The sequence below is a fragment of the Synechococcus sp. NB0720_010 genome, assembly GCF_023078835.1.
Lineage (GTDB): Bacteria > Cyanobacteriota > Cyanobacteriia > PCC-6307 > Cyanobiaceae > Vulcanococcus.
On record NZ_CP090898.1, the window covers coordinates 432,477 to 458,721 of the forward strand.

Annotated in this window: 30 protein-coding genes and 1 other RNA gene; 10 read left to right on the top strand and 21 right to left on the bottom strand. The window is 64.3% G+C overall.

Features of this window, described 5'->3' with window-relative positions; translation table 11 throughout:
• Positions 1 to 7: 7 nt before the first annotated feature.
• Both LY254_RS02345 and clpP read right to left on the bottom strand, forming a co-directional pair.
• Positions 8 to 199 (bottom strand): DUF2256 domain-containing protein, encoded by a 192-nt coding sequence (locus tag LY254_RS02345; protein WP_247478651.1) that lies wholly within the window; start codon positions 197 to 199, stop codon positions 8 to 10.
• 15 nt (positions 200 to 214) lie between these two features.
• Complete coding sequence (gene clpP, locus LY254_RS02350; RefSeq protein WP_010317246.1) at positions 215 to 805, bottom strand: ATP-dependent Clp endopeptidase proteolytic subunit ClpP; 591 nt, start codon at positions 803 to 805, stop codon at positions 215 to 217.
• Positions 806 to 907: 102 nt separating this feature from the next.
• On the opposite strand from clpP, the gene psb29 reads away from it, so the two are divergent.
• Positions 908 to 1,588: a photosystem II biogenesis protein Psp29 gene (gene psb29, locus LY254_RS02355; protein WP_247478653.1), complete on the top strand. Its 681-nt coding sequence runs from the start codon at positions 908 to 910 to the stop codon at positions 1,586 to 1,588.
• Here psb29 and LY254_RS02360 read toward each other — a convergent pair.
• From LY254_RS02360 to petN, 4 genes are read right to left on the bottom strand one after another with little or no spacing between them, the layout of a single operon-like run.
• The gene (locus LY254_RS02360; protein ID WP_247478654.1) at positions 1,585 to 2,823 is read right to left on the bottom strand and encodes a hypothetical protein; all 1,239 of its coding nucleotides are present in this window, start codon (positions 2,821 to 2,823) and stop codon (positions 1,585 to 1,587) included. The two genes, psb29 and LY254_RS02360, sit on opposite strands and share 4 nt — an antisense overlap.
• Entirely contained in the window at positions 2,823 to 3,995 is a 1,173-nt protein-coding gene (gene cofH / locus LY254_RS02365; protein ID WP_247478656.1) for a 7,8-didemethyl-8-hydroxy-5-deazariboflavin synthase subunit CofH, read from the bottom strand. The genes LY254_RS02360 and cofH overlap by 1 nt, the downstream gene beginning before the upstream one ends.
• A gap of 56 nt (positions 3,996 to 4,051) precedes the next feature.
• Positions 4,052 to 4,210 carry a hypothetical protein gene (locus tag LY254_RS02370; protein WP_010317254.1) on the bottom strand — a complete coding sequence of 53 codons (159 nt, stop codon included), beginning with the start codon at positions 4,208 to 4,210 and terminating at the stop codon, positions 4,052 to 4,054.
• Positions 4,211 to 4,234: 24 nt separating this feature from the next.
• Positions 4,235 to 4,336 carry a cytochrome b6-f complex subunit PetN gene (petN, locus tag LY254_RS02375; RefSeq protein WP_010317256.1) on the bottom strand — a complete coding sequence of 34 codons (102 nt, stop codon included), beginning with the start codon at positions 4,334 to 4,336 and terminating at the stop codon, positions 4,235 to 4,237.
• A 77-nt stretch (positions 4,337 to 4,413) separates the two neighbouring features.
• Between petN and clpS the strand changes: the two genes are divergently transcribed.
• Positions 4,414 to 4,725 carry an ATP-dependent Clp protease adapter ClpS gene (gene clpS / locus LY254_RS02380; RefSeq protein ID WP_010317258.1) on the top strand — a complete coding sequence of 104 codons (312 nt, stop codon included), beginning with the start codon at positions 4,414 to 4,416 and terminating at the stop codon, positions 4,723 to 4,725.
• A 9-nt stretch (positions 4,726 to 4,734) separates the two neighbouring features.
• On the opposite strand, the gene LY254_RS02385 is transcribed toward clpS, so the two are convergent.
• Complete coding sequence (locus LY254_RS02385) at positions 4,735 to 4,959, bottom strand: hypothetical protein (protein WP_010317260.1); 225 nt, start codon at positions 4,957 to 4,959, stop codon at positions 4,735 to 4,737.
• An 80-nt stretch (positions 4,960 to 5,039) separates the two neighbouring features.
• On the opposite strand from LY254_RS02385, the gene LY254_RS02390 reads away from it, so the two are divergent.
• A complete protein-coding gene (locus tag LY254_RS02390) occupies positions 5,040 to 5,318 on the top strand; it encodes a DUF2103 domain-containing protein (protein WP_010317261.1) in 279 nt (92 codons plus the stop codon).
• A gap of 1 nt (position 5,319) precedes the next feature.
• Here the strand turns inward: LY254_RS02390 and LY254_RS02395 are convergent, their stop codons facing one another.
• The 9 genes from LY254_RS02395 to LY254_RS02435 all read right to left on the bottom strand — a co-directional run bounded on the left by LY254_RS02395 (position 5,320) and on the right by LY254_RS02435 (position 10,744).
• On the bottom strand, positions 5,320 to 5,568 hold the full coding sequence (locus LY254_RS02395; RefSeq protein WP_247478658.1) for a DUF1651 domain-containing protein: 249 nt from the start codon (positions 5,566 to 5,568) through the stop codon (positions 5,320 to 5,322).
• A gap of 145 nt (positions 5,569 to 5,713) precedes the next feature.
• Positions 5,714 to 5,884 (bottom strand): hypothetical protein, encoded by a 171-nt coding sequence (locus LY254_RS02400; RefSeq protein WP_247478660.1) that lies wholly within the window; start codon positions 5,882 to 5,884, stop codon positions 5,714 to 5,716.
• A 21-nt stretch (positions 5,885 to 5,905) separates the two neighbouring features.
• On the bottom strand, positions 5,906 to 6,118 hold the full coding sequence (locus tag LY254_RS02405) for a hypothetical protein (protein ID WP_247478661.1): 213 nt from the start codon (positions 6,116 to 6,118) through the stop codon (positions 5,906 to 5,908).
• 295 nt (positions 6,119 to 6,413) lie between these two features.
• Positions 6,414 to 6,659 (bottom strand): hypothetical protein, encoded by a 246-nt coding sequence (locus LY254_RS02410; RefSeq protein ID WP_247478662.1) that lies wholly within the window; start codon positions 6,657 to 6,659, stop codon positions 6,414 to 6,416.
• Between the two features lie 360 nt (positions 6,660 to 7,019).
• Positions 7,020 to 7,703 (bottom strand): helix-hairpin-helix domain-containing protein, encoded by a 684-nt coding sequence (locus LY254_RS02415; protein WP_247478663.1) that lies wholly within the window; start codon positions 7,701 to 7,703, stop codon positions 7,020 to 7,022.
• A gap of 215 nt (positions 7,704 to 7,918) precedes the next feature.
• Entirely contained in the window at positions 7,919 to 8,314 is a 396-nt protein-coding gene (locus LY254_RS02420; protein ID WP_247478664.1) for a glycine zipper 2TM domain-containing protein, read from the bottom strand.
• A gap of 80 nt (positions 8,315 to 8,394) precedes the next feature.
• Positions 8,395 to 8,577: non-coding RNA, 6S RNA (ssrS, locus tag LY254_RS02425), on the bottom strand.
• Between the two features lie 15 nt (positions 8,578 to 8,592).
• On the bottom strand, positions 8,593 to 9,834 hold the full coding sequence (locus LY254_RS02430; protein ID WP_371820493.1) for a 5-(carboxyamino)imidazole ribonucleotide synthase: 1,242 nt from the start codon (positions 9,832 to 9,834) through the stop codon (positions 8,593 to 8,595).
• A gap of 13 nt (positions 9,835 to 9,847) precedes the next feature.
• On the bottom strand, positions 9,848 to 10,744 hold the full coding sequence (locus tag LY254_RS02435) for a carbohydrate ABC transporter permease (protein WP_247478665.1): 897 nt from the start codon (positions 10,742 to 10,744) through the stop codon (positions 9,848 to 9,850).
• Between the two features lie 44 nt (positions 10,745 to 10,788).
• Between LY254_RS02435 and recQ the strand changes: the two genes are divergently transcribed.
• Together recQ and aroB are read left to right on the top strand one after the other, a co-directional pair.
• Entirely contained in the window at positions 10,789 to 12,606 is a 1,818-nt protein-coding gene (gene recQ, locus LY254_RS02440; protein ID WP_247478666.1) for a DNA helicase RecQ, read from the top strand.
• Between the two features lie 25 nt (positions 12,607 to 12,631).
• Complete coding sequence (gene aroB / locus LY254_RS02445; protein ID WP_247478672.1) at positions 12,632 to 13,750, top strand: 3-dehydroquinate synthase; 1,119 nt, start codon at positions 12,632 to 12,634, stop codon at positions 13,748 to 13,750.
• On the opposite strand, the gene LY254_RS02450 is transcribed toward aroB, so the two are convergent.
• A complete protein-coding gene (locus tag LY254_RS02450) occupies positions 13,747 to 14,832 on the bottom strand; it encodes a class I SAM-dependent methyltransferase (RefSeq protein ID WP_371820533.1) in 1,086 nt (361 codons plus the stop codon). The two genes, aroB and LY254_RS02450, sit on opposite strands and share 4 nt — an antisense overlap.
• Before the next feature lie 141 nt (positions 14,833 to 14,973).
• Here LY254_RS02450 and LY254_RS02455 point away from each other — a divergent pair, with 141 nt between their 5' ends.
• Positions 14,974 to 15,801 carry a TPM domain-containing protein gene (locus tag LY254_RS02455; RefSeq protein WP_247478675.1) on the top strand — a complete coding sequence of 276 codons (828 nt, stop codon included), beginning with the start codon at positions 14,974 to 14,976 and terminating at the stop codon, positions 15,799 to 15,801.
• 11 nt (positions 15,802 to 15,812) lie between these two features.
• On the opposite strand, the gene LY254_RS02460 is transcribed toward LY254_RS02455, so the two are convergent.
• The 3 genes from LY254_RS02460 to LY254_RS02470 form a co-directional block, all read right to left on the bottom strand.
• The gene (locus tag LY254_RS02460; protein ID WP_247478677.1) at positions 15,813 to 16,718 is read right to left on the bottom strand and encodes a glycoside hydrolase family 104 protein; all 906 of its coding nucleotides are present in this window, start codon (positions 16,716 to 16,718) and stop codon (positions 15,813 to 15,815) included.
• 253 nt (positions 16,719 to 16,971) lie between these two features.
• Positions 16,972 to 18,048, bottom strand: coding sequence for a hypothetical protein (locus LY254_RS02465; RefSeq protein WP_247478679.1), 1,077 nt, complete (start codon positions 18,046 to 18,048; stop codon positions 16,972 to 16,974).
• 3 nt (positions 18,049 to 18,051) lie between these two features.
• Entirely contained in the window at positions 18,052 to 18,903 is an 852-nt protein-coding gene (locus LY254_RS02470; RefSeq protein WP_247478680.1) for a TIGR04168 family protein, read from the bottom strand.
• Positions 18,904 to 18,949: 46 nt separating this feature from the next.
• On the opposite strand from LY254_RS02470, the gene nadA reads away from it, so the two are divergent.
• A complete protein-coding gene (gene nadA / locus LY254_RS02475; protein WP_247478682.1) occupies positions 18,950 to 19,918 on the top strand; it encodes a quinolinate synthase NadA in 969 nt (322 codons plus the stop codon).
• Here nadA and LY254_RS02480 read toward each other — a convergent pair.
• Positions 19,915 to 20,991, bottom strand: a complete 1,077-nt coding sequence (locus LY254_RS02480) for a class I fructose-bisphosphate aldolase (RefSeq protein ID WP_247478683.1) — start codon at positions 20,989 to 20,991, stop codon at positions 19,915 to 19,917. The genes nadA and LY254_RS02480 overlap by 4 nt on opposite strands.
• Positions 20,992 to 21,086: 95 nt before the next feature.
• Here LY254_RS02480 and LY254_RS02485 point away from each other — a divergent pair, with 95 nt between their 5' ends.
• The 3 genes from LY254_RS02485 to LY254_RS02495 are packed head-to-tail and all read left to right on the top strand — an operon-like array spanning position 21,087 to position 26,241.
• Positions 21,087 to 22,112: a ligase-associated DNA damage response exonuclease gene (locus tag LY254_RS02485; protein ID WP_247478685.1), complete on the top strand. Its 1,026-nt coding sequence runs from the start codon at positions 21,087 to 21,089 to the stop codon at positions 22,110 to 22,112.
• Complete coding sequence (locus LY254_RS02490; protein ID WP_247478687.1) at positions 22,109 to 23,749, top strand: ATP-dependent DNA ligase; 1,641 nt, start codon at positions 22,109 to 22,111, stop codon at positions 23,747 to 23,749. The genes LY254_RS02485 and LY254_RS02490 overlap by 4 nt, the downstream gene beginning before the upstream one ends.
• Positions 23,746 to 26,241: a ligase-associated DNA damage response DEXH box helicase gene (locus tag LY254_RS02495; protein ID WP_247478696.1), complete on the top strand. Its 2,496-nt coding sequence runs from the start codon at positions 23,746 to 23,748 to the stop codon at positions 26,239 to 26,241. Before LY254_RS02490 ends, LY254_RS02495 begins: the two co-directional genes overlap by 4 nt.
• The last annotated feature ends 4 nt before the right edge of the window (positions 26,242 to 26,245 follow it).

Genomic DNA, 26,245 nt, shown 5'->3' on the forward strand with positions numbered 1-26,245 from the left:
CCCGCGGTCAACCCGCGGGCTTTTTGCTGTCTAGACGGCAGCGGTCGGAGCAATAAATCACCTGCTCCCAAACCGATGCCCATTTTTTGCGCCATTGGAAAGGGCGCTGGCAGACAGGGCAGATTTTGCTGGGACGTTCACTTGGTGGGCGCCCCCGGCCGCCCACCGCTCCGCTGCGTTGACCGCGCCCGCGGGCCATGGAGCCTTCGCTCGATCAGACAGGGCGCACGGGGCGCTTGTCGATCACCTTGTCGATCAGGCCGTACTCGACTGCTTCGGCGGGAGACATGAAGAAGTCGCGATCGGTGTCGTCCTCGATGCGGTTCAGGGGCTGACCGGTGCGATCGGAGAGCTCCTGGTTGAGCTTCTTCTTGAGATACAGGATTTCGTCGGCCTGAATGCGAATGTCGCTGGCCTGGCCCTGGGCCCCGCCCAGGGGCTGGTGGATCATGATCCGCGAGTGGGTCAGGCTGCTGCGCTTGCCCTTGGCACCGGCGCAGAGCAGGAAGGCGCCCATCGAGGCAGCCAGACCAACGCAGACGGTCTGCACATCAGGCTTGATGTGCTGCATCGTGTCGAAGATGCCCAGGCCGTCGTAGACGGAGCCGCCCGGGGAATTGATGTAGAGGAAGATGTCCTTCTCGGGATCCTCGGCTTCCAAGAAGAGCAGTTGGGCAACGATCCGATTGGCGGACTCTGAGGTCACCGGTTCGCCCAGGAAGACGATGCGCTCCCGCAAAAGGCGGGAGTAGATATCAAAAGCGCGCTCACCACGGCCCGACTCTTCGATCACGATCGGGATCATGGTCACGGGCGGCCTCTGCAGATGGGCGGATCCTACTGAGGTTCAGCCCTGTTCAGCGTTCTCAGCGAGCTAGGGTCGCCTGAACTTGATGGATGTTTGAGCGTGGGTGCGAGCCTGACCGTTGCCGATAGCAAGCGGGCCTTTCACCAGGCGTTCCCCTACGTCATCGCGCCGCTCTATCGCCGCCTGGTGGACGAACTCCTGGTGGAACTGCACCTGCTGAGCCATCAGAAGGGGTTCCAAGCCGATGGCCTCTTTGCCGTTGGTCTGACCCAAGTGTTTGACAGCTTCTCCAACGGTTACAAGCCCGAGGCGCAGCGGGAGCCCCTGTTCCAGGCCCTCTGCAGCGCCAACGGCTTCGATGGGGGGGCCTTCCGTCAAATGGCATCCGACGCCGCTACCCAGGTGGGCCACCACAGCCTCGATGAGGTCAAGGGCTGGTTGAGCAACCGCGGCGAAGGCGCACCTGCGCCAATCGCCGGACTGCTGCACGGCGTGCAGCGCGAAGACTTCCACTACTCCCGACTGGTCGCCGTCGGACTCCTGAGCCTGCTTCAACGGGCCCAGGGCGCCGAAGCGATGGATCCTCAGGCCCTACGCAGCGCTGCCCACGAGATCGGTGAGGCCATGGGCCTGATCAAAGCCCGCGTCGACAAGGACCTCAGCCTCTATGCCGGGAACATCGAGAAGATGACCCAAGCGGTGGAACTGATGGAAGAGACCCTGGCCGCCGAGCGCCGTCGCCGCGAGCGTGCCGCAGCCGAGCACGAGGCCAATCACTAAAGCTTGAGTTCGCCGCTCAGGGCCGTTTGCCCGTCAACTCCTCTGGGGTGTTCACCCGTGATCTCCAGCTGACCGGCGCGCCGGACCACCAGAGGCAGCAGTGAGGGAAGCAGCCCCTTGGCCTGCAACTGGCTAGGCCTGAGTTGCAGGGACCAGCTTGCGGGTCGTTCAGCGACCTCAGCCGCAACGGCGGCAGGAGGTGGGCCAAGGAAAAGCAGCAGCTGCTGCTTCGAAAGCCAGCGCCAGCCGCCTTGGGCCACGCCATCGCGACTCCAGAGCCGTTGACCAGCGTCACCAGGGCTCGGAGCCAGACCTTGATCCTTCAGGGCTTGCTCCACGGCCGCCAGCCGCGCCGTCCAGAAGGAACGACCGTCCCGCAGCCGCAGCTGCAGCTGAAGGCCCGCCAGGAACGGACCCCGTTCAACGGCCGAGAGACGCAGAACAAAGGGGCTTTGTGACAAGCGCTTGAGGGCATCGGCCTTGAGGCCGTAGCGCTCGGCGAGCGCCTGCTTCAAGGCGCCACTACTCAACAGCCCGCGCAGCAGGAGCTCCAGCTTCGGGCCCTGCAGAGCCAGCAGCGTGGGAGGCGCCAGCGCGCGCGTCTGAGCTCTGGGAACCGGGCGGGGGCCCGCCGCCAGGCTGCCGCGGGCTGCATCGGCCTCACCGCTCCAGAGCAGCCTGTTGCCCTCACTGCTGAGGGCCAGGCAGCCCTGCTGCAGGCTGCTGGCCAGGGGTGCCAGGGGACCCAGGAGCGATGAGAGGCCAGCAGCACTCCAATAGACCGCATCACCCCGTTGCAGCTGCTGAGCGCAACGCCGCTCAAGGCCGCGCAGGGACGGTCGATCGAGGCGCAATTGCGCCTGAAGTTCGTTGCGCACCAGGGGGTTAGGGGCCACCAGGGTCAGCTGCTCAAAGCGGAGCGCGTTCTGAGGCAGGGGTGTCTTGGAGGGGACCTCAAGCACAAGGACCGCACCGGCTGAGCTGTGGGTTCCCCAGAATTGCCACCAGAGCTGAGGTCGAGCCGACCAAAGCGGGGCCGCCTGGGGACCAAGGCGCTGGGTCCACAGGGCCGGTGGCGGGTCGGCTGGACGGGAACGGTGGGTCTGAAACAGCGAGGCCTCCAGAAGGAGCCGATCGAGACCGCGGGCTGAGCCGCGAGGAAAGAGCCATAGAGCCAGGGCTGGTAGCAGCACCAGCAAGGCCGTCACTGCCAAGCTGTTGCGCAGGCCCTTCATCAGCTGACCGCTCCATAGAGAGTCGTGCGCTCCCGCACGGGCCGGCCCAATGTCAGCGCCGACGAGCGAAGAGCCTGAACCGATTGGCAGGTGCCCCCCTGGGCGCCCGCCATGCTTGTGATGCTCTCCTCCATCAGCGTGCCACCGAGGTCATTGCAGCCCCAGCGCAGGGCCTCCGTGGCACCAGCGAGGGTGAGCTTCACCCAGCTGGGCTGATGGTTTCGGAACCATGGCCCGAGCAGCAGGCGCGCCTTTGCGGTGAGAAGCAACATCTCCAGGCGATCGGGTTGATCTCGTCCCACGCGATGACGCAAGGCTGCCGGAGCTTGAGCTCCAATGAACGGAAGCAGAACGAACTCAGAAAAGCCAGCCTGTCCGGCCCGAAGCGCCTCCTGCTGCAGGGCCACCAGGGTCAAGAGATGAAGGGCACGATCGCGGGCATTTTCAATGTGACCGGCCATCAGCGTGGCCGTGCTGGCGAGGCCAAGGCGATGGCACTGAAGGATCACCGCGCACCACTGCCGAGCGCTGATCTTCTCTGGACAAAGCTGGGCGCGAACCCCATCGCTCAAGACCTCAGCAGCGGTACCGGGGATCGAAGCCAGGCCGGCTGATCGCAGTTGCTCGAGCACAGCCTGCAAAGCGCTCCCGTCCTGCTCAGCAATGAACAGCAGCTCCTGTGGGGAGAAGGCATGCAGGTGCAGTCCAGGGGCCGCATCCCGCAGAGCCTCCAGTAAATCGACGTAGTAGCGGAGTGCCGAACCGTTGGTGCGGGCCGCTGGATTCAATCCCCCCTGGATGCAGAGCTCTGTCGCTCCAAGGGCTGCGGCCTCAGCGGCCTTGCTGCGAAGCAGCTCCAGGTCATGCCAGTAGGCGCCTGGAGCGCCGGCATCACGGCGAAAGGCGCAAAAGCTGCAGTGTTGAACGCAGTGGTTGGTGAAGTTGAGATTCCGGTTCACCACGTAGGTGACCGTCTCTCCAACCAGCTCTTGCCGCAGGGCATCGGCCTGCTGCTGAAGGCTGACGGAGTCGCCACAGCTCAGTAGTGCCTCGGCAGCAGCAATCGAAGCAGGGCTGGCAGGGTTTTGCGCCAGTGCGTCCTGGAGCTGCTGCTGCGACTGCAGAGTCCAGGGTTCTGGATGAAGAGAAGCGGAACGATCTGGAGCTGTCACCAACAGCTCGACGGAACGGTCCCAGGCCCAAGGTTCAAAAACCCCCGGCTCGAGCGTCACTTGCGGGCGCGAGCTGAGGGCTGAACCGGTTGCTGGCGGCGACGCCTGTCGCGCCACTCAATGGTGGAGAGATAGAGAACTCCACCGCTGACAAACACCAACAGTGCCGCGGTGGTCACCGCGAGAACACTGTTGATGTTGAGCGACTCAATCACGGATGAGTAACCCGGCGCTCAGGCTCAGAAATTCAGGGTGCCGTCGCCGTTGCGACCCCAGACGACCATGGCGATCGAGAAGGTGAAGACGGCGGCAAGAGCGGCCCAACCCACAGTGATCAGCATGGTGCGCAGAAAGCGTTTGGACGAGTGTAACCAGGGCTGTGACCCAAACTGAGATCAGATCTGCTGGCTGTTTCGAGATGCAACCCATCCGCTCCATCAGTTCCTCCCCAGGCGGACAGGCCGTCATGGAGCGGCAGCGGGTCAGGGCTCCTTATCCCACGGGTCGGGTGATCGTTCTCGACGATGACCACAACACGTTCCAACACGTGGTTGAGGTGCTGGTGAAACACATCCCAGCCATGGTCAGCGATCGCGCCTGGGAGCTGGCCCATCAGATTGACTCGCAGGGCTCAGCGGTGGTTTGGAGCGGTCCGCTCGAGCAGGCTGAGCTCTACCACCAACTCTTGGCCGGAGAGGGCCTAACCATGGCACCCGTGGAGCGGGGCTAAGGATCTCGGTTAAGCGAAGCGCCGTTGCAGCAGCTCGAACATCGGCAGCGTGCGCAGACGCTCCTGTTCGGCATCCAAAACGAAGCTGAGGATGCGACCTGAGCAGACCGCCACACCCTTGACGCTCTGGTCGCCACTGCGCTCAAGGCTGACCAACTGGGCGGCACCACCAAGCTCGTCACTGAGCCGTTGCCGCAGCTGCTCGCGCAGCTCTGGAGCGTGCTGGCCTGCCATCCGGCAAAAGGAGGGGACAGCATCTCTAGCAGCGGTCAGGCAATCCCGCCACCAGGGCACTCGTTTCTAAGGTGCCCGCCATGGGACGGCTGGTCATCACCCACAGCACCTACCTCGAGGGCCTGATTCCCTGCCTGAAACGGCTGGTCCGGGAGCCCGAGATCGACACGATCACCCCCGCGGTCATTTCAAGGGTCAAGGGCCGGGCGCCAGAACTGCGCCTGAAGGTCTCCATTCCCATTCGCGGTGGCTGGAAGGTAGTTGCACGGCGCGGAAGCAGCGCCCAGGAAGTGTTTGTGGTGACGGGGCTGAGCGCCATGGAACTGGAGCAGCGAATCCAGAGCGCGCTGGCGCGCTGATCTAGACCTCGACGTCCTGACCCCACTGGGGCGCCACCGGGGTCCAGCCACGGCTCAGAAGAGCCCGCCAAAGCTCAACTGCCTGGTCTCGATGGAGGTGGTCACGGGACTGGAGCAGAGGAGGTTGTGCTGGAAAAGGTCGCCCTGAATCGACGAAGACCATCGGGTCTTGCGCCCAACTTTTTTCGTCGCGATGGAAGCGCTTGGTCGCGAGCGTGGCGGGATCCTGGAGCCAACCGTGTCCTGACATGGGGGTGAGGCGGCAGAAGCAGCGGACGCAGCGGGCCAGACCCAATCCGAGGCGCGAAAGGTGGCGTACGGGGAAGCAACAGGAGCCATCAGCCCGATGCGAGTACACCTGTACTAGCCGGCTTCAGTTGTGCTGTCAACAGGCCCTAGTCGCAACGCTCAGCAAGAACCCTCATCACCTGCCGGCGCACGCGCTGCATCTGGGTGCGTTGGATTTCGTAGCGGGTCGAGCGGGTGAATCCGTAGAAGAGAACAACCCAGGTCGCGCTCAGCCCAAGGGCAATGAGGGCGACGGAAAGAGCATTGATCTCGCCCACACCGCACGCTTCGAGGTGGTCTTAACGGTACGAGCGGCTGCAGAGGCCCAAGCGCCAATCGCTGATGCAGCGCCTGGCCTGCTCACGTTTGCGTTGCTGGCGGGCCAGCTCACGGCGCTGCCAATCACTGAGCTGCTCTTGGCTCCCTGCGGACGGCGTAGAACTGCTTTGCGCGAACGCTGGGGCCAGAAACAAGCCAAGACTGAAGCCAACAGCAACCAGCAACCTGGACATCACGTGGTCACGCCAACATCGGATGCACTCAAGTCTGGAAACAGCAAACGCCGGCGTCAGTGAGCAGAAACGCTGCTCTTGTCGAATCGGAAAGAGCTGGCAGGCTTCGGCTGTCGCTGGGAGGCATCAATGGCCCCAGATCAACACAACGACAGCAACAAATCGACTGATCAAGCTCCGATCAGCGAATTGAAGAAACCGACCAACCGCAAGCGAAGTGCCAAGGGTGCCCGCTGCACGCATGCTCCGGGCTGGTGCAGAACAACTCACCCACTCGCCAGCTAGCGGTAGAGCGTTAAAAACCAATGAGCCGGTAGCCCAGCTCCGAGTGAATCACCTGCGGTGACCATCCATGCAGGATCAAATGCTGACTAAAGCGACGGGCTTCAAGCAGACTCTGGAGTTCCCGTTGTTCAACCACGCGCATGGGCTCACCGTGAGCCAGCAGTTCGTGGCAGGCGGAATAGGCACCGAGGTCATTGGCGTCATAAAAAACCCAGATGCCGCGGTAATCCGCTTTGGGATCAGAAAAGCGAAGCAAACATGGATTGCCAAATGAGGTGGGCACGATGGTTTCTGTTCAACCCAGTTTTGAAACTGCAGGTGCGAGGCAACCTCAATCAGTGACCAATCGCACAAAGACACCGTTCTTATTGATAACTGCGTAGCGATCGACACACCAGCTCGAGCTATCCCGCGGGACAACACAACGAGAGCATCAGTCCTGCGTGAAGCCCCTGGGTTTGCTGGCGATGATCAGCCTGCGAGTGGCGATGAATGACGGTGTCTTCATCGAACAAAGACGAATGCCCACCCGACAGCCCTCCAAGGAACTACGAGCAGCGATTGTTCGGCCCTGGAAGCGAGGGAGCAGACCTGATCCGCAGATCCGTGCGACGCCTCAGGCCACCTCCTGGGAGCGAATTTGAGCGATGAGCTTTGGACCGATCCCACGAATCGACTGCAGCTCGGCGTCATCAGCCGCCTGAACCATGGCCGGAGTCCTCAGGCCGGCATTCCAGAGCAGTTGTGCCTTTTGAAGGCCGATCCCGCGCAGGGTAGTGAGTTCCGCAATGAAGACTTCATCGGGAAAGCTCTCACCCTTGAGGCTGGAGGCCACCGATCGAAACGCCTCCTGATCGACCAGGGCATAGATCTGCATCAACTTCTGATCGACATGGAGCACCTTGCTCTCAAAAATCTCGCGAAATCGAATGAGCAGCCTGAGCTTTTGCTCACGCTCAACACCCGAGTCCGCCATCCATGAGTCAATCTGAACTTGGCTGAGTTCAGCCAAGGCCACAAAACCGTCAGGGCGATAAGGAATCCACTCGCCACATCCTTTTCCAGTGCGCTGAATCGGCTGAAGATCAGGAGGATTTTGCGTACGCTGCTGGCCATCCCGCTTCAGATAAGCCAACGGGGTGTGAAAGCTCAGCCTGGCGTGATAGCGCCAGAAGGCGATGGTTTGAAGTTCAGAAGCTGGGCTGACCTCAGCCGGCGGCGGCTGGGCAGCAGGCTCCGCAGCGGTGGCCGCTGAAGGCCGAGAGGAGGAAAAAAAGGAGCGAAGCCGCTGCCAGATCATCTGCGGAAGCTAGAGACACTTCCCCCTCACGGCTGTATCGACGTGAGCAACTGAAGAAAAAGCCAGGGGTGGTCGCTGCCCTCCTGAAGCCTTGACGGACTGGTCGTGCCTATTGTCGGTTGGTGAGGGGGAGACCCTGTCTTGCGTGGTTGCTTGATGGGGTGGGTGGGGTCACGCTCACTGCCTCTCTCACACCTCATTTGAGCGCAAGGGCATCAGCCGCCATCGACCTGGCAACCCACCAAGGCGCCTGCTGCTGCACCCACTGGAACGCCGATCCATCGTCCGTTGCCGCGGGAGAGAGCAGCTCCAGCACCCGCGCCAAGAAGGCCACCGATGACGGAGCCTTCGATGCAGCTGTTGTCGTCGACCTTCTCTGAGGCCGTCGGCTTTGGAGGCGTCGTGCAGGGGATCTCGACCTTTTCGCTCCACTTCTTGACGTAGCCCGGTTTCTCCTTCGTTCCGGGGACGTACTCCTCTCGGTATTCGTCCTTGAAGCACGTGCTGGTCTTGGAGTAACCAGGCTGGGAATCCTGCTGAGCCCAGGCGGGGCTCACCTGGACCGTGCTGAACGCAAGCGTGAGCCCGGCCAGAACAGACAGGGACTTCATGGGGTCCGCAGACAGCAAGGGAGCCCATGATCACGTGAGATCTGGATCTGACCAGAGGCGACGTCAACTGCGCTGCAATGGGGTGAACCGCTGTGCCGTTCTGCCCCAGATTCCGACCTGGATAAACCAGAAGGGGAGTCAAAGCGCAGATTCGTTTCCGGCTACGAGGCCGGTCTACGGCACTGTCGCGACAGACGCCCCAAGTCGAAAAGGGAGTCAGATCAGAAAACTGTAAAAGGCAGTGACCAACACAGCAGTCCTCTGAAATCCTAGGCCCATCAAGCAGCGCCTGGATCGCCGGGCAGTGGCCAAATCTCACGGACCTGCTGCAGGCGTTGCATCGCTTCCTCGCGGCGCTGCTCCGGTTCGCTGGAGCGCAGCAAGACCGTCAGATGTCCCAACTTCCGGCCAAGGGAGGAGCCCCGTTTGCCATACCAATGGAGATGGGCCTCCGGAAGGGCGCTTAGGGCCTGACGCTGCTCGCTGTAGTCCGCAGCTGGGTCCTCAGCGGAGCGCTGCTCAAACCCCAGCAGATTCACCATCAAGGCGCCTGGCACCAGAAGGGACGGTTCCTCAAGACGCTCGCCGCTGACACTCAGGAGTTGCAGATCGAACTGACTGGAACTGCTGGCCTCGATCGAGTAATGACCGGAGTTATGGGTGCGGGGAGCCAACTCGTTGATCAGTAAGCCGCTGCGCCCATAGAAAAACTCCAGCGACAACACCCCTACGTAGTCCAGGGACGTGAGCAGCGATGCGGCGATGTTGCGGGCGGCCTGCTGCAGGGCATGGCTGGCTTCCACCGGGGCCAGGACCCAATCGCAGACCTGCTGATGCTGGTGCGTTTGCACCAACGGCAGACAGACCACCTCACCAAAGCGATCGCGGGCTGCAACCAGGGCCAATTCCTGCTCAAAAGCGACGAACTCCTCGACGATCCAATTGGCCGGATCAACGCGAGCGATCAAGGCCGCCAGGTCATCAAGACCCTGAAGAACCGCCGTGCCTTTGCCGTCGTAGCCGCCTGTGGCGGCCTTGGCCATCAGCGGAAAGCTGAAACCCTCCGGACAAACCGCCGCAGGAGCGGGACGTCCTGCTGAGGCTGCATTCGCCTTCGGCGGGATGGCCGCCGTCAGGGGGAACCAGCGCGGGGACGGGAGGTTTAAACGCTGCAGCAGCTCCCGCTGGTTGCGCTTGCAGACCAGGGGCTGGAGCGCCTGCAGGCTGGGAACGAACTGGACACCCTGGGCCGCCAAGGGCGCCAGACCCTCCAGATCAATCCACTCGTTCTCAAAGCTGATGGCGGAGCAACGCGTCGCCAGCTCCGCCGTAGCCGCGACATCGCGCACGGGAGCCTGGACCACCCCTGCGGCCAGCGAGACCGCAGGGTCCTCACTTGAGGGGGTTTGGACCTGCAGCGGAATCTGCTGGCGCTGGGCAGCCTCGGCGAGCATCCAGGCCAACTGGCCGCCGCCGACGATGCCAATCGCAGGGCCCATGCGCCTGGAGCTCCAATCCATCAATGTCGCATGGTCAGGTCAAGCCGCGGTCGCCGGCGAAGGCAAAGCGAACAAGCGAGAGCAACAGGACAATGACGAACAGGGCCAGGCCGACCGTGCAGGCATAGCTGATCTCGAGCTCCGCAAAGGCCTGGTCGTAGACGTAATAGACCAGGGTCTTCGTGCTGTTGGCAGGTCCCCCCTGGGTCATCAAATAGACCTCCTCGAAGACCTTGGTGGCCGCAATCGCTGAGATCACCGCCACCAAGGTGACGTAGGGACGCAGCAGGGGCAGGGTGATGTCGAGGTGCTTGCGCCAACCCTCACTGCCGTCGAGTTCCGCCGCTTCGTAGAGGTCAGCCGGGATCCCCTGGAGACCAGCCAGAAAAATCACCATGTAGTAGCCCAGGCCCTTCCAGAGGGTCACGAGCATCACCGCTGGAAGCGCCAGGAGTGGGTTGGTCAGGAAACCAATTGGCTCAAAGCCAGGACCGAGGAGGCTGCCGAGCCAGCCATTGATCAGACCGTTCTCGGCGTAGAGCCAGCGGAAAGCGATGGCCGCCACCACGATCGAGACCAGAACCGGGGTATAGAAGGCCGCGCGAAACCAATGGATGCCTGGGAGCTGACGGTTCACCAGCACCGCCAGGGCAAGGGCGCCGAGCACCACCGGCGGGACCACACCAAACAAATAGGCCAGGGTGGTCCCCAGGACCTTGAAGAACATCGGGTCCGCCAGCAGGCGGCGCACGTTGGCCAGCCCGACAAAACGCAGCGGTTCACTGACGTCGAGACCGGTCTGGGTGAAGCTCATCACCAGGGCCATCACCGCTGGGATCAGCACCGACAGGGAGATCAGCAGCAACGCCGGGGCCAGGAAAGCCCAGGCGGTTGAGGAGGAGGCACCGGTGCGGAGGGAACGCTCAGCCATATCGCGCCATTGTGGTGGATCTTTTCCGATCAGCCAGGCGCCCCATGCCCAGTCCAAGCAGCCGCGATCCGCTGGAGGTGCTGCAACGGGTGTTTGGCTACGCCAGCTTCCGCGGCCCACAGGAAGCAATCGTCCGCCACGTGATCGGCGGCGGATCGGGTCTGGTGCTGATGCCCACCGGCGGTGGCAAATCCCTCTGTTATCAGGTCCCCGCGCTCTGCAGCCCTGGGCAGGCGGTGGTGATCTCGCCACTGATCGCCCTGATGCAGGACCAGGTGGAGGCGCTGCAGCAGCTCGGGATTGCAGCCGCCGCCCTGCACTCCGGCCTCGAGGCCGGCGAGAGCCAACGGGTCTGGCGTCAGCTCAGCGACGGCCAACTGGATCTGCTCTATGTCTCACCGGAGCGGCTGCTCAGCGGTGATCTGCTGGAGCGACTGGGGTCCATGCCGCTGGCCCTCTTTGCCATCGATGAGGCCCATTGCGTCTCGCAGTGGGGGCATGACTTCCGGCCCGAGTACCGCCAACTCGATCAGCTCGCGCAGCGCTTTCCCCAGGTGCCGCGGCTGGCCCTGACCGCGACCGCCGACCCGCGCACCCAGCTCGACATCCGCGAGCGCCTGCAGCTGCAGGAGGGCGAGGTGTTTCTGGCCAGCTTCGATCGCCCCAACATTCGCTACCTCCTGCGCCACAAACAGAGCGGTAACGCGCAGTTGCTGCAGTTCCTGGCGGAGCACCGCGGCGAATCGGGGATTGTCTACGCCCGCTCCCGCAGCCGGGTGGACCGCATCGCCGCAGAACTCAAGGCCGCTGGATTTGATGCCATCGGCTACCACGCCGGCATGGATGCCGAGGCACGGCGCGAGGCCTTGCAGCGTTTCCGCCTCGGCAGTGGTGTGGTCGTCGTGGCCACGATCGCCTTCGGCATGGGAATCGATAAACCCGACGTGCGCTTTGTGGCCCACGTGGACCTGCCCAAAAGTCTCGAGGCCTACTACCAAGAAACCGGCCGGGCCGGTCGCGATGGCCTAGCGGCGGTGGCCTGGATGGCCCACGGCGGAGGCGACATCCCGCAGCTGCGCCGCTTCATCGACGACTCCGGCGCCAGTGAGGAGCAGAAACGCATCGAGCGCGGCAAGCTCGATGCCCTCATCGCCTACAGCGAAGCCAGCGGCTGCCGGCGTCAGGTGCTGCTGCGCCATTTCGGTGAAGAGCTTCTCGAGCCCTGCAACAACTGTGATGGCTGCCTGGAGCCCCAGCAGCGCAGCGACTGCCGCGTCGTGGCGCAGAAGGCGCTCTCAGCGGTCTATCGAACAGGGCAGCGCTTTGGCGCGGGCCATGTCGTGGACGTGTTGCTGGGCGGCAACACCGAGCGCATCCGCTCGCTCGGGCACGACCAGTTGAGCGTTTACGGGATCGGCAAGGAGCTGGACCGGGGCCAGTGGCGGGCCCTGCTGCGGCAGCTGGTGAGTCTTGGGGCCCTCCATTCCCCGGAGGACGCCAAGGGGGGGCTGTGTTTCGGTCCGCCCGAGCTGGTGCAGCCACTGCTCAGGGGCGAGCAGGAGCTGGAGCTGGTCCTGCCGCCGCCAGCGAAGGAGCAACGGCGCCGCAGCATCCCGAGCGATGCGGCAGTGGCAGCGGATGACCCGCTGCTGGCGGCCCTGAAGAGCTGGCGACGCGAGCAGGCGCGTGAGCAAGGCGTACCTCCCTATGTGGTGTTCCACGACCGCACCCTGGTGGAGCTGGCGGCGCAGCGGCCCGCCTCCCTCAGCGAACTCGCCGGCGTCAGCGGCATCGGCAACGCCAAGCGTGAGCGCTATGGCACGGCCCTGCTGGAGGTGCTCACGGCAGCAGGCGACCGATAGCCTCAAGCGACAGCAGCGTTGTTCCATGAGCGCCACGGCCGCCGCGATCCGCACCATCGAGGTGGCGCTGAGCGCCAATCCCTATCCCGTGGTCATCGGCCGGGGAGCGCTCTCGGCCCTCGGTGAACAGATCCTGGGCCAAGGCATCAAGGCGGGCACCAAGGTGCTGATCGTGACCAACCCCGTGGTCCATCAGCACTACGGGGCGCAAGCCCTGGCCAGCCTGGAGGCCGCCGGGTTCAACGCCAGCCAGCTGGTGATCGAAGCCGGGGAAGACCAAAAAACGCCAGCCACCGTGGGGCTGATCCACGACGCCGCCTTTGCCCGCAAGCTCGAGCGCGGCTCACTGATCGTGGCCCTCGGCGGTGGTGTGGTGGGGGATATGGCCGGCTTTGCGGCGGCCAGTTGGCTGAGGGGAATCGCGGTCGTGCAGGTGCCCACCACCCTGCTGGCCATGGTGGATGCCTCCATCGGCGGAAAAACCGGGGTCAACCATCCCGGCGGTAAGAACCTGATCGGCGCTTTCCACCAACCGCGCTTGGTGCTGATCGATCCCGACACCCTGGCCACCCTGCCGGAGCGTGAGTTCCGCGCCGGCATGGCGGAAGTGATCAAGTACGGCGTCATCGGCGACCCCGACCTGTTCAACGAACTGGAGGCAGCCGGGGAACGCCTGGCCTCGATGGACACCCTTCCAAGCGCGTTGCTGCAGAGCGTGCTCGAGCGCTCCGCTGCCGCCAAAGCCAAGGTGGTGGCCGCCGATGAGCGCGAAGGCGGCCTGCGGGCGATCCTCAACTACGGCCACACCCTTGGCCATGTGGTCGAGGCCCTCTGCGGCTATGGCACCTATCTCCATGGCGAGGCCGTCGGGATCGGGATGGTCGCCGCCGGGGAACTCAGCCTGGAATTGGGGCTCTGGAGCGAGGAGGATCAGCGCCGTCAGCGAGCCGTGATCAAAGCGGCGGGTCTGCCCATGGTCTGGCCCGAGCTTGATGCCGAAGCGGTCCTGCAGTGCCTCCAAGGGGACAAAAAAGTGCGCGAGGGCCGCGTGCGCTTTGTCCTGCCGACGGGCCTGGGCCACGTGGAGATTCGTGATGACGTGAGCCCCGAGCAGGTGCTCGCGGCCCTGAAGCGCTGCCGCTAACTCAAGGGCGGGTCCTGCAGAAAGTACGGCTGCTGGCTTGAGCCTGGCGAACGCGCAAAGGCCATCCAGCGGAAGTCGCCCAAGGCCGCAGGATCCACGAAACGCAGCAGTGCTTCACGCCGACTGAGCAGTTCAGCCAACTCCGATGGTGCGCCCTGCTGCAGCGCATGCAGGCGCTGGGCCAAGCCCAGCGCCAACAGGGCTTCGCCCTGACGGCGTTGACCGAGGGGGGTCCAACCGGCCGCCAACGCTGAGCGCTCCAAGGTCTCCAAGCAAAGGTGGGCCGTGAGGTCCCACTGGCCCGGCTCCAGCAGCGGGTCATCACTGGCCTGCTGGTTGCGGTAGGCCATCAATGTGCCCCGGCTGCGCTGCGCTGCGTAATAACGCCAGGCCTCATGGGCGTAGTCGATCACGAGCAACTGACCGCGGCTGAGGGACTGGGCGGCCTGCTCAAGCCAGGGGCGCAAACCGACATGCAACTCCGTGCACCAACCGTCCGGACGCTGGGGCCCAGGGGTCAGGGCCTCCAGCTCATGACGCAGTGCTTCCTCGAGTACAGGCCCAGCCGCAAGCCGCAGGACAGCAGCACCATCGGCGCCCGTCTCCAGCGCCACCCCCTGCAGGCACCAGCGATCGTTGTGCCAGATGATCCGCTCCACCGCCAGGGCATCCAGCACCTCATGGGCAAGCATCACGCCAGAGCGGGGGCTGGCTTGGAGCTCGTCAAAGGACTGCCAGCGGCATCGCAGCGGTGCATCGGCCAACAGGCCCCGTTGACGCTCTGCCATCCCGGGGTTCGGCTCCACCAGGACCAACTCCAATCGGACCACCAGCTCCGGCGCCTCCCGGGCAATCCCCTGCGCGAGCTGAAGGGCCAAGTGGCCTTCCCCAGGCCCGGTCTCGATCAGGGCTAAGGGGGCTTCAGCCGGCTGCTGCTGGAACCACTGCAACAACTGCGGCAGGAGCAGCTCTGCAAAATCAGGACCAAGGGACGGGGAGGTGGCGAAATCCCCTGCTGGGCCAACGCGCAGCCGCCCAGCCCCGTAGGCGCCATGGACGGGGTCATGGAGAGCCCAGTCCATGTAGGTCCTGAACGGAACCCAGCCCCCGGCTGCCGCCAGTCGCTCTGCCAGCCAGACCGGAGCTGAATGCAGAGAGGAAGGTGCAGAACTCACGGCGCTGAGGAGGACTCAGGGAGAATGCTCGCCACTGAAGCAGGTGCCATGTTCGAGCCGCGTGCAGCCCAAGCCCTTCGCGGTTGGCTGGTGGGCCTGGCCCTCGGCCTGGTGCTGCTGCTGGGCTGGGGGGCCGCTCCAGCCTGGGCCTACGACAATCCGGACCTGCTGCCCGATCACCCCACACCGGTGATCGACCTGGCCAAGATCCTCACCGACAACCAGCGGGCGGCACTCGAAGCCGAAATCGACGATTTCGAAGCCGTCAGCGGCTGGAAGCTGCGGGTCCTGACGCAATACGACCGCACCCCAGGCCTGGCGGTCAAGGATTTCTGGGGCCTCGATGAGCGCTCCCTGCTGCTGATTGCTGATGAGCGCGGCGGCAACCTGCTCAACTTCAACGTGGGTGATGCGCTGTTTGCCCTGATGCCCCGCACCTACTGGGTGGAGCTGCAAACCCGCTTTGGCAACCAGTACTACGTCCGCGACCACGGCCAGGATGCGGCGATCCTCGATTCACTCCACACGGTGAAGGGCTGCCTTGAAATTGGCGGCTGCCAGGTGGTGCCCGGCCTGCCGCAGGAGCAATGGCTGCTGACGCTGGCCACCTCGATCCTTGGGGGCTTGATCGTTGGTTTCGCGGCCTACCCCCGCAAACCGGAGCACAGCGTGGAATGGGCCTGGGTGCTGTTGCTCTCCCCCCTCTGGGTGATCCTGTTCGGGGTGTTCGGCGTCGCACCGATCATCACCCGCACCTCTGATCTGCTTCCACTGGTGCGCAACGCCTTGGGCTTTGTCGGGGCGATTGCGGTGGCTTACCTGATCGCGCAGAACACCATCGGCAAGACCAGGCTGAAGGAAGGCGACCAGGGCTGAGGAGCCCTGGCTTAGATCCCCAGGCTCTTGGGCTTGGGGCCGATGCGATCGAGGGCCTGAAGACGGCATCGCAGGGACTGCACAGGCTCACAGGTGGGGAGCTCAACCACAGGCTCCTGAGCAGGTTCTGCCAGGGTTTTCAGCTGAGCAAGGCTCTGCTCGTAAAAGGCCTTGAGGGCGGTGTAGCGCTTCACCGGTTGGCCGTAATAGCTGTATCCGGCCAGGGTCGGAAACGAGGCCCATTCCGGCGCCAACTTCGCCGCCAACTGGGGGGTGAACTCGCCACGATCGGCTAAGGCCAGGGCTCCGCGGCGCTGGATCAAGAACAGGGCCGCCTGATCCTGCACGTGGGGACCAAAGCCGGCCAGACCAAGCTTCTGACTGGCCATCGTCCAGGTGAAGGGCATGAACTGGTAGGCACCCGCAGCGGCGCTGGCGTAGCGACCGGAATAGATCACGCGGTTGGGATGGCGCTCCAGTCCGCCCATCAGACCGCCACCAAACATCACGCGGTAACCGAGATCTTCACCACGGGCCCAGGTGCCCTCAGCGAACCGGATCGTGTTCAGCAGGGCACGGCGCTCGGGCGTGATGACGTAACGGAAGGGACCGCCGGGGCTGATCGTGCCGTCATTGCCATCCAGCATGGCCAGCCTTGAGCGGGGCATGGCAGGAGCCCGAGGCACCGGAGGGAGGGCCGGCAACAGGCTGACGTCACTGGACTCGCTGACCTGGGGCTTGAGCTTGCCGGCATCGGCAAGGGCAGGCAGCGGAGCCAGAGCCAGGGCAACGCCGGCCAGGGAGAAGAGAGGAAGGGCGAGGGTTGAACAGACAGAGCTCGAAGGAGCAATCGACTTCGAGGGGATCTGAGTGGTCAAACCAACAAAGGCAAAGAGCAGCGCACGGAAAAGGGACACCCTGGAGGGTGCACGACCTGCGCACCGAATCAAAAAGCTGTCTACGTGGGGCAGGAAAGCTATTTCCTGCCGAGGTATGGCAACTAATTAATTGGATGAAGAGAGTTTGCCTATCAAACCGTCAAACAGGCAAGTCATTCATACCAGTGCAATAACCGTCCACCAGCATCAACAACTGCGCGACCGTGTTCGCATCACTCTTAGTCACAGTTTGTGGTGACAAAAAGAACAAAAGGCTGAAAGTTTCAGCAGATCAGCACCTCAAGTCCGAAGCCAAGGCGATCAGGAACCGAGCTGCCTGATCGGCCCCATCGGGAGGCAAGCCGGATCCGCTGGCCGGGATCAACGGCTGGTCGAGCTGCCACTCCCCTTTCTCCAACTGCGCCCGGCTCAACAGGCGATGGGGAGCATGCCGTTGCAGGGCCTCTTCCAGGACCTGGGCCTCCGCAAAGCCCTCGCGATGGACCAGGTGAATGCCAAGCCCCAGGGCCATTGCCTCACAAAAGGTGCTGTAGCCGGGCTTCGTGATCACACGCGAGCAGAGGGGCATCACCTCCAGGGGGCGGAGGTCCTGCGGGAGAACGCTGACGTTCTTGGCCTCGCAGTGCAGCCCGGGATCACTCACTAGAAAGTGGTGGTCTGGCCAACGGGCAAACAGCCCAGGGTTGAGCTGGAGGCCCAATCCACCGAATCCCATCAGCACGGTCCGATCTGGGGCTGCGCGCAGATTCAGTCGATCGCGCACCGCTGCTGAATCCAGGCGCGGACGACCGGCGGTGAGACCGACGTCATGGGAGGGAAGCCCCCAGTCCATCTCCATGGCCAGGGGGCAGCGAATCAAAGCCGTTCCCTGGCGGTAGAGCCCCAGGGCCCGCTCTGCCAGGGCCGTAAAGGAACCACCCATGGGCCGGTAGATGGCATCCCAGCCGAAATTGCCCATCCAGATCAACGGGGCGGCGAGGGCCCTCGCCAAACGGGCCGCATCGGGGGGGACATCCGCCAGCACCACAACCGGTTCAGGCTGCTCACTCAGCCAGGCCAGCTCCTGCTGAATCTGTTGGGGCAAGCGCTCGTCCAGGGCCTCCAGTGCCGCCAAGGTCGCGTCTGGATCAGCCCCCAGGGCATCGGCCTGGATCACTCCGACATCCCAGCGCAGGGGGCGGTGCTCAAAGGGAATCTCCTCAAAGGCCAAGTCGAGAAATCGAGCCGGCAGGGGCGTCGAGAGCACGATCCGCCAGGACGGCTGCAACCGGTGCAGGGCGCTCAAGACAGAGGCGACGCGGGAGCCATGGCCAAAGCCATGGCCGCTAATACAGACGTAAATCAGCACCGTCTAAACGTCCTCCGCGCGATAGAGCGTCTGGCGGTAGAGCAGGGCACCGGCATGGCTGAACCAGCGATGGGAAACCTCCTGCAGCACGCCGCCCTGGAACTCCACCCAACTGAAATGCCGCAGAGCACGACCCTGGGCGTCCTCGCTGTGGCGGGGGACAAACGCGGTATTGAGATAGGCCGTCCCGGATCGATCCCGGCAGAAGCTCTGACGCTCCCCCTGACCGCGTTTCAGCCGGTGATGCATGTGGCCAAACACCACCAACGGCAGAGGACGACTGCGGCGAATGCAATCGATCGCCAGGGCTAAATCCTGATCGCCCCAATCACAGGCCGGGGCCTTCCAATCGCGGCCGCAGGGATCGGAGGCCTCGCTACCCAGACCCGTCGGACCGGAATGGGCCAAAACCACCAGAGGGATCGAGGGATCAGCCCGCAATGCCGCTGCAGTGATGCGCTCGGCAGACTCCTCGACGCCCACCGGACCAAAGACCGCCTCGGCGGCGCGGTTGAGGTAATGCCCCCCTCCGGCACTGGCCGGACGGGCTCCCACGACAGCCAGCCCCGGGGGCTGCAACTCCCGCAGGCCCCAGCCGCAGTGCAGATCCCCCAGAAGCGTCAACTGCGCCTGAAGGGTGCGGCCACTGGCATCGCGGCCGGTGTCGTGGTTGCCAAGGATGCAGGCCAAGGGCAAGGCCAGGCGCGAGAGACGCTTGGGGATGGCCTGCTGGCCGTCGCTGAGGTCACCCACGACCAGCAGGGCGTCCGGTTTGACCTGGGACAGAACCTCCTCATCCAGGCCGTCCCATTGGCCATGCAAATCTCCGGCGATGGCAATGCGGAGGGGGGCCAAGCGGTGCCTAGGCTTCCGCCATCCTGCACCACTTAGGGCCAGATCCTTGGTTTTCGCGGCAGCCCAGAACACCGCCTCCGGTTGCCCTGCTCACCGGGATCTACCGGAGGCCATTGCCGCCTTGAAACGGCAACGCAATGCCGTGATCCTGGCCCACTTCTACCAAGAGCCAGAGATTCAGGACATCGCCGACTTCATTGGCGATTCGCTTGAGCTCTCCCGCAAGGCAGCGGCCACCGACGCCGAGGTGATCGTCTTCTGCGGGGTGCACTTCATGGCCGAAGTCGCCAAGATCCTCAGCCCCCAGAAGACCGTGCTGCTGCCGGATCTGGAGGCGGGCTGCACCCTGGCGGATGCCTGCCCAGCCGATGGCTTTGCCCAGTTTCGGGCCGAGCATCCCGACCACCTGGTGGTCAGCTACATCAACTGTTCGGCCGCGGTCAAAGCCCAGAGCGACCTGATCTGCACCAGCAGCAATGCCGTCGATCTGGTGAATCAGCTCCCCGCTGATCAACCGATCCTGTTTGCGCCGGACCAAAACCTGGGGCGCTGGGTCCAGAGCCAGAGCGGCCGGGAACTCACCCTCTGGCCCGGCAGCTGCATCGTTCACGAAACCTTCAGCGAGCAGGGCCTGCTGCAACTGAAACTGGATCACCCCAAGGCAGAGGTGCTGGCCCATCCGGAGTGCCAGCAGCACCTCCTGGACCACGCCGACTTCATCGGCTCCACCAGTGCCCTGCTACGGCGTTCCGAAGCCAGTGCAGCCCAGGAGTTCATCGTCCTGACGGAACCAGGAATCCTGCATCAAATGCGCAAGGCCGTTCCAGGCAAGGCGTTCTTTGAGGTCCCCGGCGCCGATGGGTGCAGCTGCAACGCCTGCCCCTACATGCGTCTGAACACGCTTGAGAAGCTCTGGCAATGCCTGGAGTCGATGGAGCCGCGCATCGAGATGGATGAAGCGATGCGCCTGCGGGCCCTCGCACCGATTCAAAAAATGCTCGAGATGAGCCGCTAATAGCTGTAGTTCGCCACAAAGAGGCTGCTGTCATCCGAGGGTTCGGATCCAGCGACGTAGCTCCCCAGGCTGGCGGCGCCGTTGGCACGGGCCCTGGCCATCAGGGCGGCTTGCCCCGCCTTGAGATCCGATCCTGCCCAGTGCTTGATGCAGGAATGCTGGAGGGCCCGGCCATAGGAGAATCCCAGGTGCCAAGGGGCTCCAGAGGCCGCCTGGTTCACGGCGTTGAGACAGAGGCTCGCGTCCTCTTCGCTGAGGCCCCCGCTGAGGAACAGGATCGCGGGTACGGCCGAGGGAACCGTGCGCAGCAAGGTGCGGGCCGTGAATTCACCCACCTCTTCGGCCGTGGGTTGCTGGGGGCAGGCCGCCCCTGCGCAGGTCATCGACGGCTTAAGCAAGCTGCCCTCAAGAAAGACCCCATTGACCGCCAGGGCTTCGTAGGTGGTGCGCAACACCCATTCCTGGACGGCGGCGGTCGTGGTGATGTCGTGCTCACCGTCCATCAGGATCTCCGGCTCCACGATCGGCACGAGGCCCTGCTCCTGAACGGTGCGGGCATAGCGGGCCAGTCCCCAGGCGTTCTCTTTGACGGAGAGCTCTGACGGCGAGCCATGGGAGCTGATCTGCAGCACCGCCCGCCACTTGGCAAAGCGTGCACCGCGTTCGTAGTAGCGCGCTGCACGCTCCGCCAAGCCCTTTAGGCCGGTGCACCAGGATTCGCCCTCTAAGCCGCCGGCCAAGGGCTCCACCCCCTGATCGACCTTGATCCCGGGAACGATGCCCTGGGCCTTGAACAACTCGACAATCGGTCCCCCACCGGCCTCAGTCGTGCTGTCTTGGAAGAGGGTTTCTTCGAACAGAATCACGCCAGAGATGTGCTCGCTGAGGCCCTCGGTGGTGGCCAGAAGACTGCGGTAGGCGCGCCGGTTCTCCTCGCTGTTCTCCAGTCCGATCGCATCAAAACGCTTGCCGATGGTTCCGGTGGATTCATCCGCCGCCAAGAGTCCTGTTCCCGGGGCTGCCAGGGCCGCAGCAGTGCTGGCCAGCTCATCACGAAACGCTTGCAGGGCCATGCCAGGGCAGCAGGGGGTCCCCCCTGACTAGCGAGAAAACGCGGTGCTGGGAGCTGGGTGGTCATGATTCAGGCCGATGACGCCCGCCAGCGCCCATGCCCCTCGCCCCAGGCGGCCTGCTGCAGCTCACCCGAGAAGGGCTGTACTGCGCGGCAGCTGGTGCCTGGATCGATCCCTGGCGGCCAGTCCCCAGGGCCCTCATCACCCATGCCCATGCCGACCACGCCCGGCCGGGATGTGGGGAGTACTGGGCCGTGGCCTGCAGTGAGGGGGTCCTGCGGGAGCGGCTGGGGGCCGAGATCAATCTGTTACCGGTGGGCTACGGGGACCTGAACCGCATTGGCGACGCTCGGGTCTCCTTTCACTCGGCCGGACATGTCCTCGGCAGTGCCCAAATCCGACTGGAAGCCGGCGGAGAGAGCTGGCTGGTCAGCGGCGACTACAAGCGCTGCGCCGACCCCAGCTGCGAACCCTTTGAGCCCGTACAGGCCGACGTCTTCATCAGCGAAGCCACCTTTGGCCTTCCCATCTACCGCTGGCAAAGCGGGGCGGAGGTAGCCCGTGAAATCGTCAACTGGTGGCGCGGCGCGCCGGACAGGCCTTCGGTGCTCTTTTGCTACGCCTTTGGGAAGGCACAGCGGGTGCTCGCCGAGCTGCATCGACTCGGCATCGAGGAGACGGTGCTGCTCCATGGCGCCGTCGATCGACTGATGGCGCCCTACCGCGAGGCGGGGGTTGCCATGCCACCGACGATGGCTCTCTCCCAGTTGCCCAAGGATGAATCCCTCGCGGGACGCCTGGTGATTGCGCCGCCGGCGGCCCACCGCAGCCGTGGGCTGAGTCGCTTGGCGAAGGCCCAGAACGGCTTTGTGAGCGGCTGGATGGCCGTACGGGGAGCACGGCGCCGGCGGGGCTATGGCCGCGGTTTCGTGATGAGCGATCACGCCGACTGGTCCGGATTGGTGCGAACCGTTCAGGAGAGCCAAGCCCAGCAGGTCTATGTGACCCATGGCCAGAGCGCCGTTCTCTCGCGCTACCTCAAGGAGGTGGAGGGCATCAGCGCTGAACCCCTCGAGGGGGCCTTTGAAGCCGAACGCTTCGATGAGGAGGAGACGCCATGAAGGCCTTCTCCGCACTCTTCGCTGAACTCGATGGCACCAGCAGCACCACAGCCAAGCTGGAGGCCCTGGAGACCTATTTCCGCTCGGCTCCTCCGGCTGATGGGGCCTGGGCCCTGGCCCTGCTCTTGGGCAAGCGCCGCAAGCGCTTGATCACCGGCCGGCGCCTGCGCGAAATCTGCCTGAAGGCCCTGGCGCTGCCGGATTGGCTGTTCGAAGCCTGCAGCAACCAGGTGGGGGATTCGGCCGAAACGGTCTCCCTGCTGTGGGGCCAACACCAAACGGATCCACCAAGGCAGGGCCCAGAGAGAAGCCTGGGGGACTGGATGGAGCAGGTCCTCCCGAAACTGGCTGCAGCGGAGGGGGAGGAGCAGGAGGCCGCGGTGATTCGCTGCTGGCAAACCCTGCCCAACAGCGAGCTCCTGTTGATCAACAAGTTGCTCAGTGGTGGTTTCCGCGTCGGGGTCTCCACCGGGCTGGTGACCCGCGGCGTCGCCCGCAGCGCCGATCTCGATGAAGCCCTCATCGCCCATCGCCTAATGGGCGGGTTCACACCCTCGGCTGAGAGCTTCACCGCGCTGACCGCAGCCGCTAGCGATGGCGATGCCCTGGCGGCGAGGCCCTATCCGTTTTTCCTCGCCAGCCCAATCGAACTCGAGCAGATCCAGCAGACCCCTGCGGACCAGTGGCAACTCGAGTGGAAGTGGGACGGCATCCGCGGTCAGCTGATCCACCGCAGTGGCGGTTGCAGTCTCTGGAGCCGCGGCGAGGACCTGATCAATGAGGCCTTTCCGGAGCTCATCAGCCTCGCTGAGACCTTGCCGCAGGGAACGGTGCTCGATGGGGAGGTCTTGATCTGGCAGGCCGAGGCCCCAGCCCCAGAACCCTTTGCCACCCTGCAGCGGCGCCTCGGACGTAAGGCCCCGAGCCGGACCCTGCAAAAGCAGTGCCCAGCGGCCTTCATGGCCTACGACCTCCTGGAGCTGGAGGGATGTGATCTACGGCAAGGGCCGCTGCAGGAGCGCCGTGAGCAGTTGGAAACGCTGGTTCAACGCTGGAGCGACGCCCGAGCACACGGCGAGGAGCGGTCACGCTTACGCCTCTCCGAGACCCCTGCCCTCAAGGGTTGGAGCGAGCTCGAGCCCCTGCGGGAGCAAGCGCGGGAGAAAGGGGCCGAAGGGCTGATGCTCAAGGCAAAACCCTCCCCCTACCTCGTGGGTCGCAAGCGCGGGCACTGGTGGAAACACAAGCTCGAGCCCTTCCACCTCGATGCCGTCCTGCTCTACGCCCAATCCGGGAGTGGTCGGCGAGCGAACCTCTACACCGATTACAGCTTTGGGCTGTGGAATGACGAGGGCGAGTTGGTGACCTTCGCCAAGGCCTACTCGGGCCTCGACGATGGCGAGATTCGGCAAGTGGATCGCTGGATCCGGGCCCACACCACCGAGCGTTTTGGTCCGGTTCGAGCGGTCGAGCCGACCCTGGTCTTCGAGCTGGCCTTCGAAGGTCTGCAACCCTCCCAACGTCACAAGTGCGGCCTGGCGGTTCGCTTCCCGCGCATCAGTCGCTGGCGCCAAGACAAACCCGCCTCTGAGGCCGACAGCGTCGCCAGTGCCCTGGCCTTGATGGAGGGGCGATGACCAGCGCGCTTCAGCCGATCGAAGCCTGGTTCCAGGAGCAAGGCTGGTCACCCATGGCCTTTCAAAAGGAGGTCTGGAACGCCTACCTCCAGGGCCAGAGCGGATTGCTGCAGGTGCCGACCGGCTCAGGCAAGACCTACGCCGCCGTGATGGGGCCCATCGCCGAGATGCTCCAGGAGCCAGGCCAAGGCAAGGGCCTGCGACTGCTGGTGATCACGCCCCTGCGGGCCCTCTCGCGGGATCTGGCGCTAGCGATTGAGCAACCGATTGAGGCCATGGGCTGGCCGATTCGTGTCGGAATCCGCAATGGCGACACGGCGACCTATGAGCGCAGCAAGCAGCTGCGCACCCCACCGCAAATCCTGATCACCACCCCGGAATCGCTGAGTGTGCTGTTGGCCAACCCCAAGGCACCGGCGTTATTCGAGGGGCTTCAGGCCGTCGTCATTGACGAGTGGCATGAGCTGATGGGCAGTAAACGGGGCAGCCAGTGTGAGCTCTGCCTGAGTTGGCTGCGGCAACAACGGCCCAAACTGCGCACCTGGGCGATCAGCGCGACGATCGGCAACCTGGAGGAGGCCGCCCAGGCAGCCCTCGGGGCAAGGGGCAGCAAGCCCCTGATCGTCTCGGCGCAACTGCAGCGGGAGACCGCCATCCGCAGCCTCTTGCCCGAGCAGATCGACGGATTCCCCTGGGGGGGCCACCTCGGACTGCGGATGTACGAGGAGTTAATTGCGGGACTCGATCCCGCCATCAGCACGCTGCTCTTCACCAACACCCGCAACCAGGCCGAGCGCTGGCACCAGTGCCTGCGCTTCGCCTGCCCGGAGATGGAGGACGCCCTGGCCCTGCACCACAGCGCGATTGATCGCACGGAACGGGAGGCCATCGAAGCGGCCGTCAAGGCGGGGGATCTGCGCTGGGTGGTCTGCACCAGCTCCCTGGACCTGGGGGTGGACTTCCAGCCGGTGGAGCGGGTGGTGCAGATCGGCAGTGCCAAAAATCTGGCGCGGCTACTGCAGCGGGCCGGGCGCAGCGCCCACTGCCCCGGTGGGACGTCGCAGGTGCTGTTCATGCCCACCAACGCCTTGGAGCTGCTGGAGGTCAGTGCCATGCGCAGGGGCCTGGCCAGTGGCTTGGTGGAACACCGCAAACCACCGGAACTCCCCCTCGATGTCCTGCTTCAGCATCTGGTCAGCCGGGCCTGCGGCCCGGGGTTTGAGCCCGAGCAAGAACTCGCGACCGTTCGCAGCAGCTGGAGTTTCCGCAACATCAGTGACGCTCAGTGGCAGTGGTGCCTGGACTTTCTCGAGCACGGCGGCCAATGCCTTGGGGCCTACCCCCGCTACCGCAAGTTGGTGCGCTGCAGGCCAGGCAGCGATGAGCCGGCAGAAGCGGGCCAGCCCTACCGCTACCGGGTGCTCGACAAGACCATCGCCCGCCATCACCGCTTCAACATCGGCACGATCACCGCGGATCGCTCCGTCACAGTGCGGTTTGTACGGGGCGCTGTCATCGGCCATGTGGAAGAGGCCTTCATCGGACGGCTGAAACCGGGCGATGTCTTCTTCTTTGCCGGGCGGCAACTCGAGTTCGTGCGCCTGCGTGAGATGACTGCTCAGGTCAAGGCCACCAGCCGCAAGAGCTCCACGGTTCCAGCCTGGGCCGGAGGACAGATGGCCCTCTCTGATCTGCTGAGCGAACACCTGCGGGAGGAGGTCGATCGTTGTGCCCAGGGCCTGAGCGATGAAGTGGAGCTCGACACACCGGAATTACGGGCGCTGGAACCACTGCTGCGGCGCCAGGCTGATCTCTCACGGATTCCCAGGCGGGAGCAGATCCTGCTTGAGGTGTGCTCGAGCCGTGAGGGCAGCCATCTCTTCGTCTTCCCCTTCGAAGGGCGCTTTGTCCATGAAGGCATTGGTTTTCTCTGGGCCTGGCGCCTGGCCCGTTATCGCCCCAGCACGGTCACGGTCTCGATCAACGACTACGGCTTTGAGCTACTTGCCCCCAAGCGCTACCCCTTTGACGAGCTGATTGAGCTCCATGGCGATGAGCTGCTCGACGTCGCCAACCTGGACGACGACCTGGAGCAGGCCCTGAACTTCTCAGAGCTCTGCCGCCGCCGCTTTCGCTCCATTGCCCAGGTCAGCGGCCTGGTCACCCAGGCCATGCCCGGACAGAACAAAACGGGAGGACAACTGCAGATCAGTGCCGCCCTGCTCTTTGACGTCTTTCAAAAACACGAGCCGGATCACCTGCTGCTGGAGCAGGCCCGCCGTGAGGTGCTGGAGGAGCAACTCGAGACCCAACGCTTGCGCGCGGCCCTGGAGCGAATGGCCTCCAGTGAATGGCTGATGGAGCGCACCCAACGCCCGGGGCCACTGGCCTTTCCCCTCCTGGTGGAGCGCCTGAACAATCGACTCAGCAACGAGTCCGTGCTGGATCGGGTTCAGCGCTTGATCGCAGAGGCCACCAAAGCGGAGCGCTGAAGAG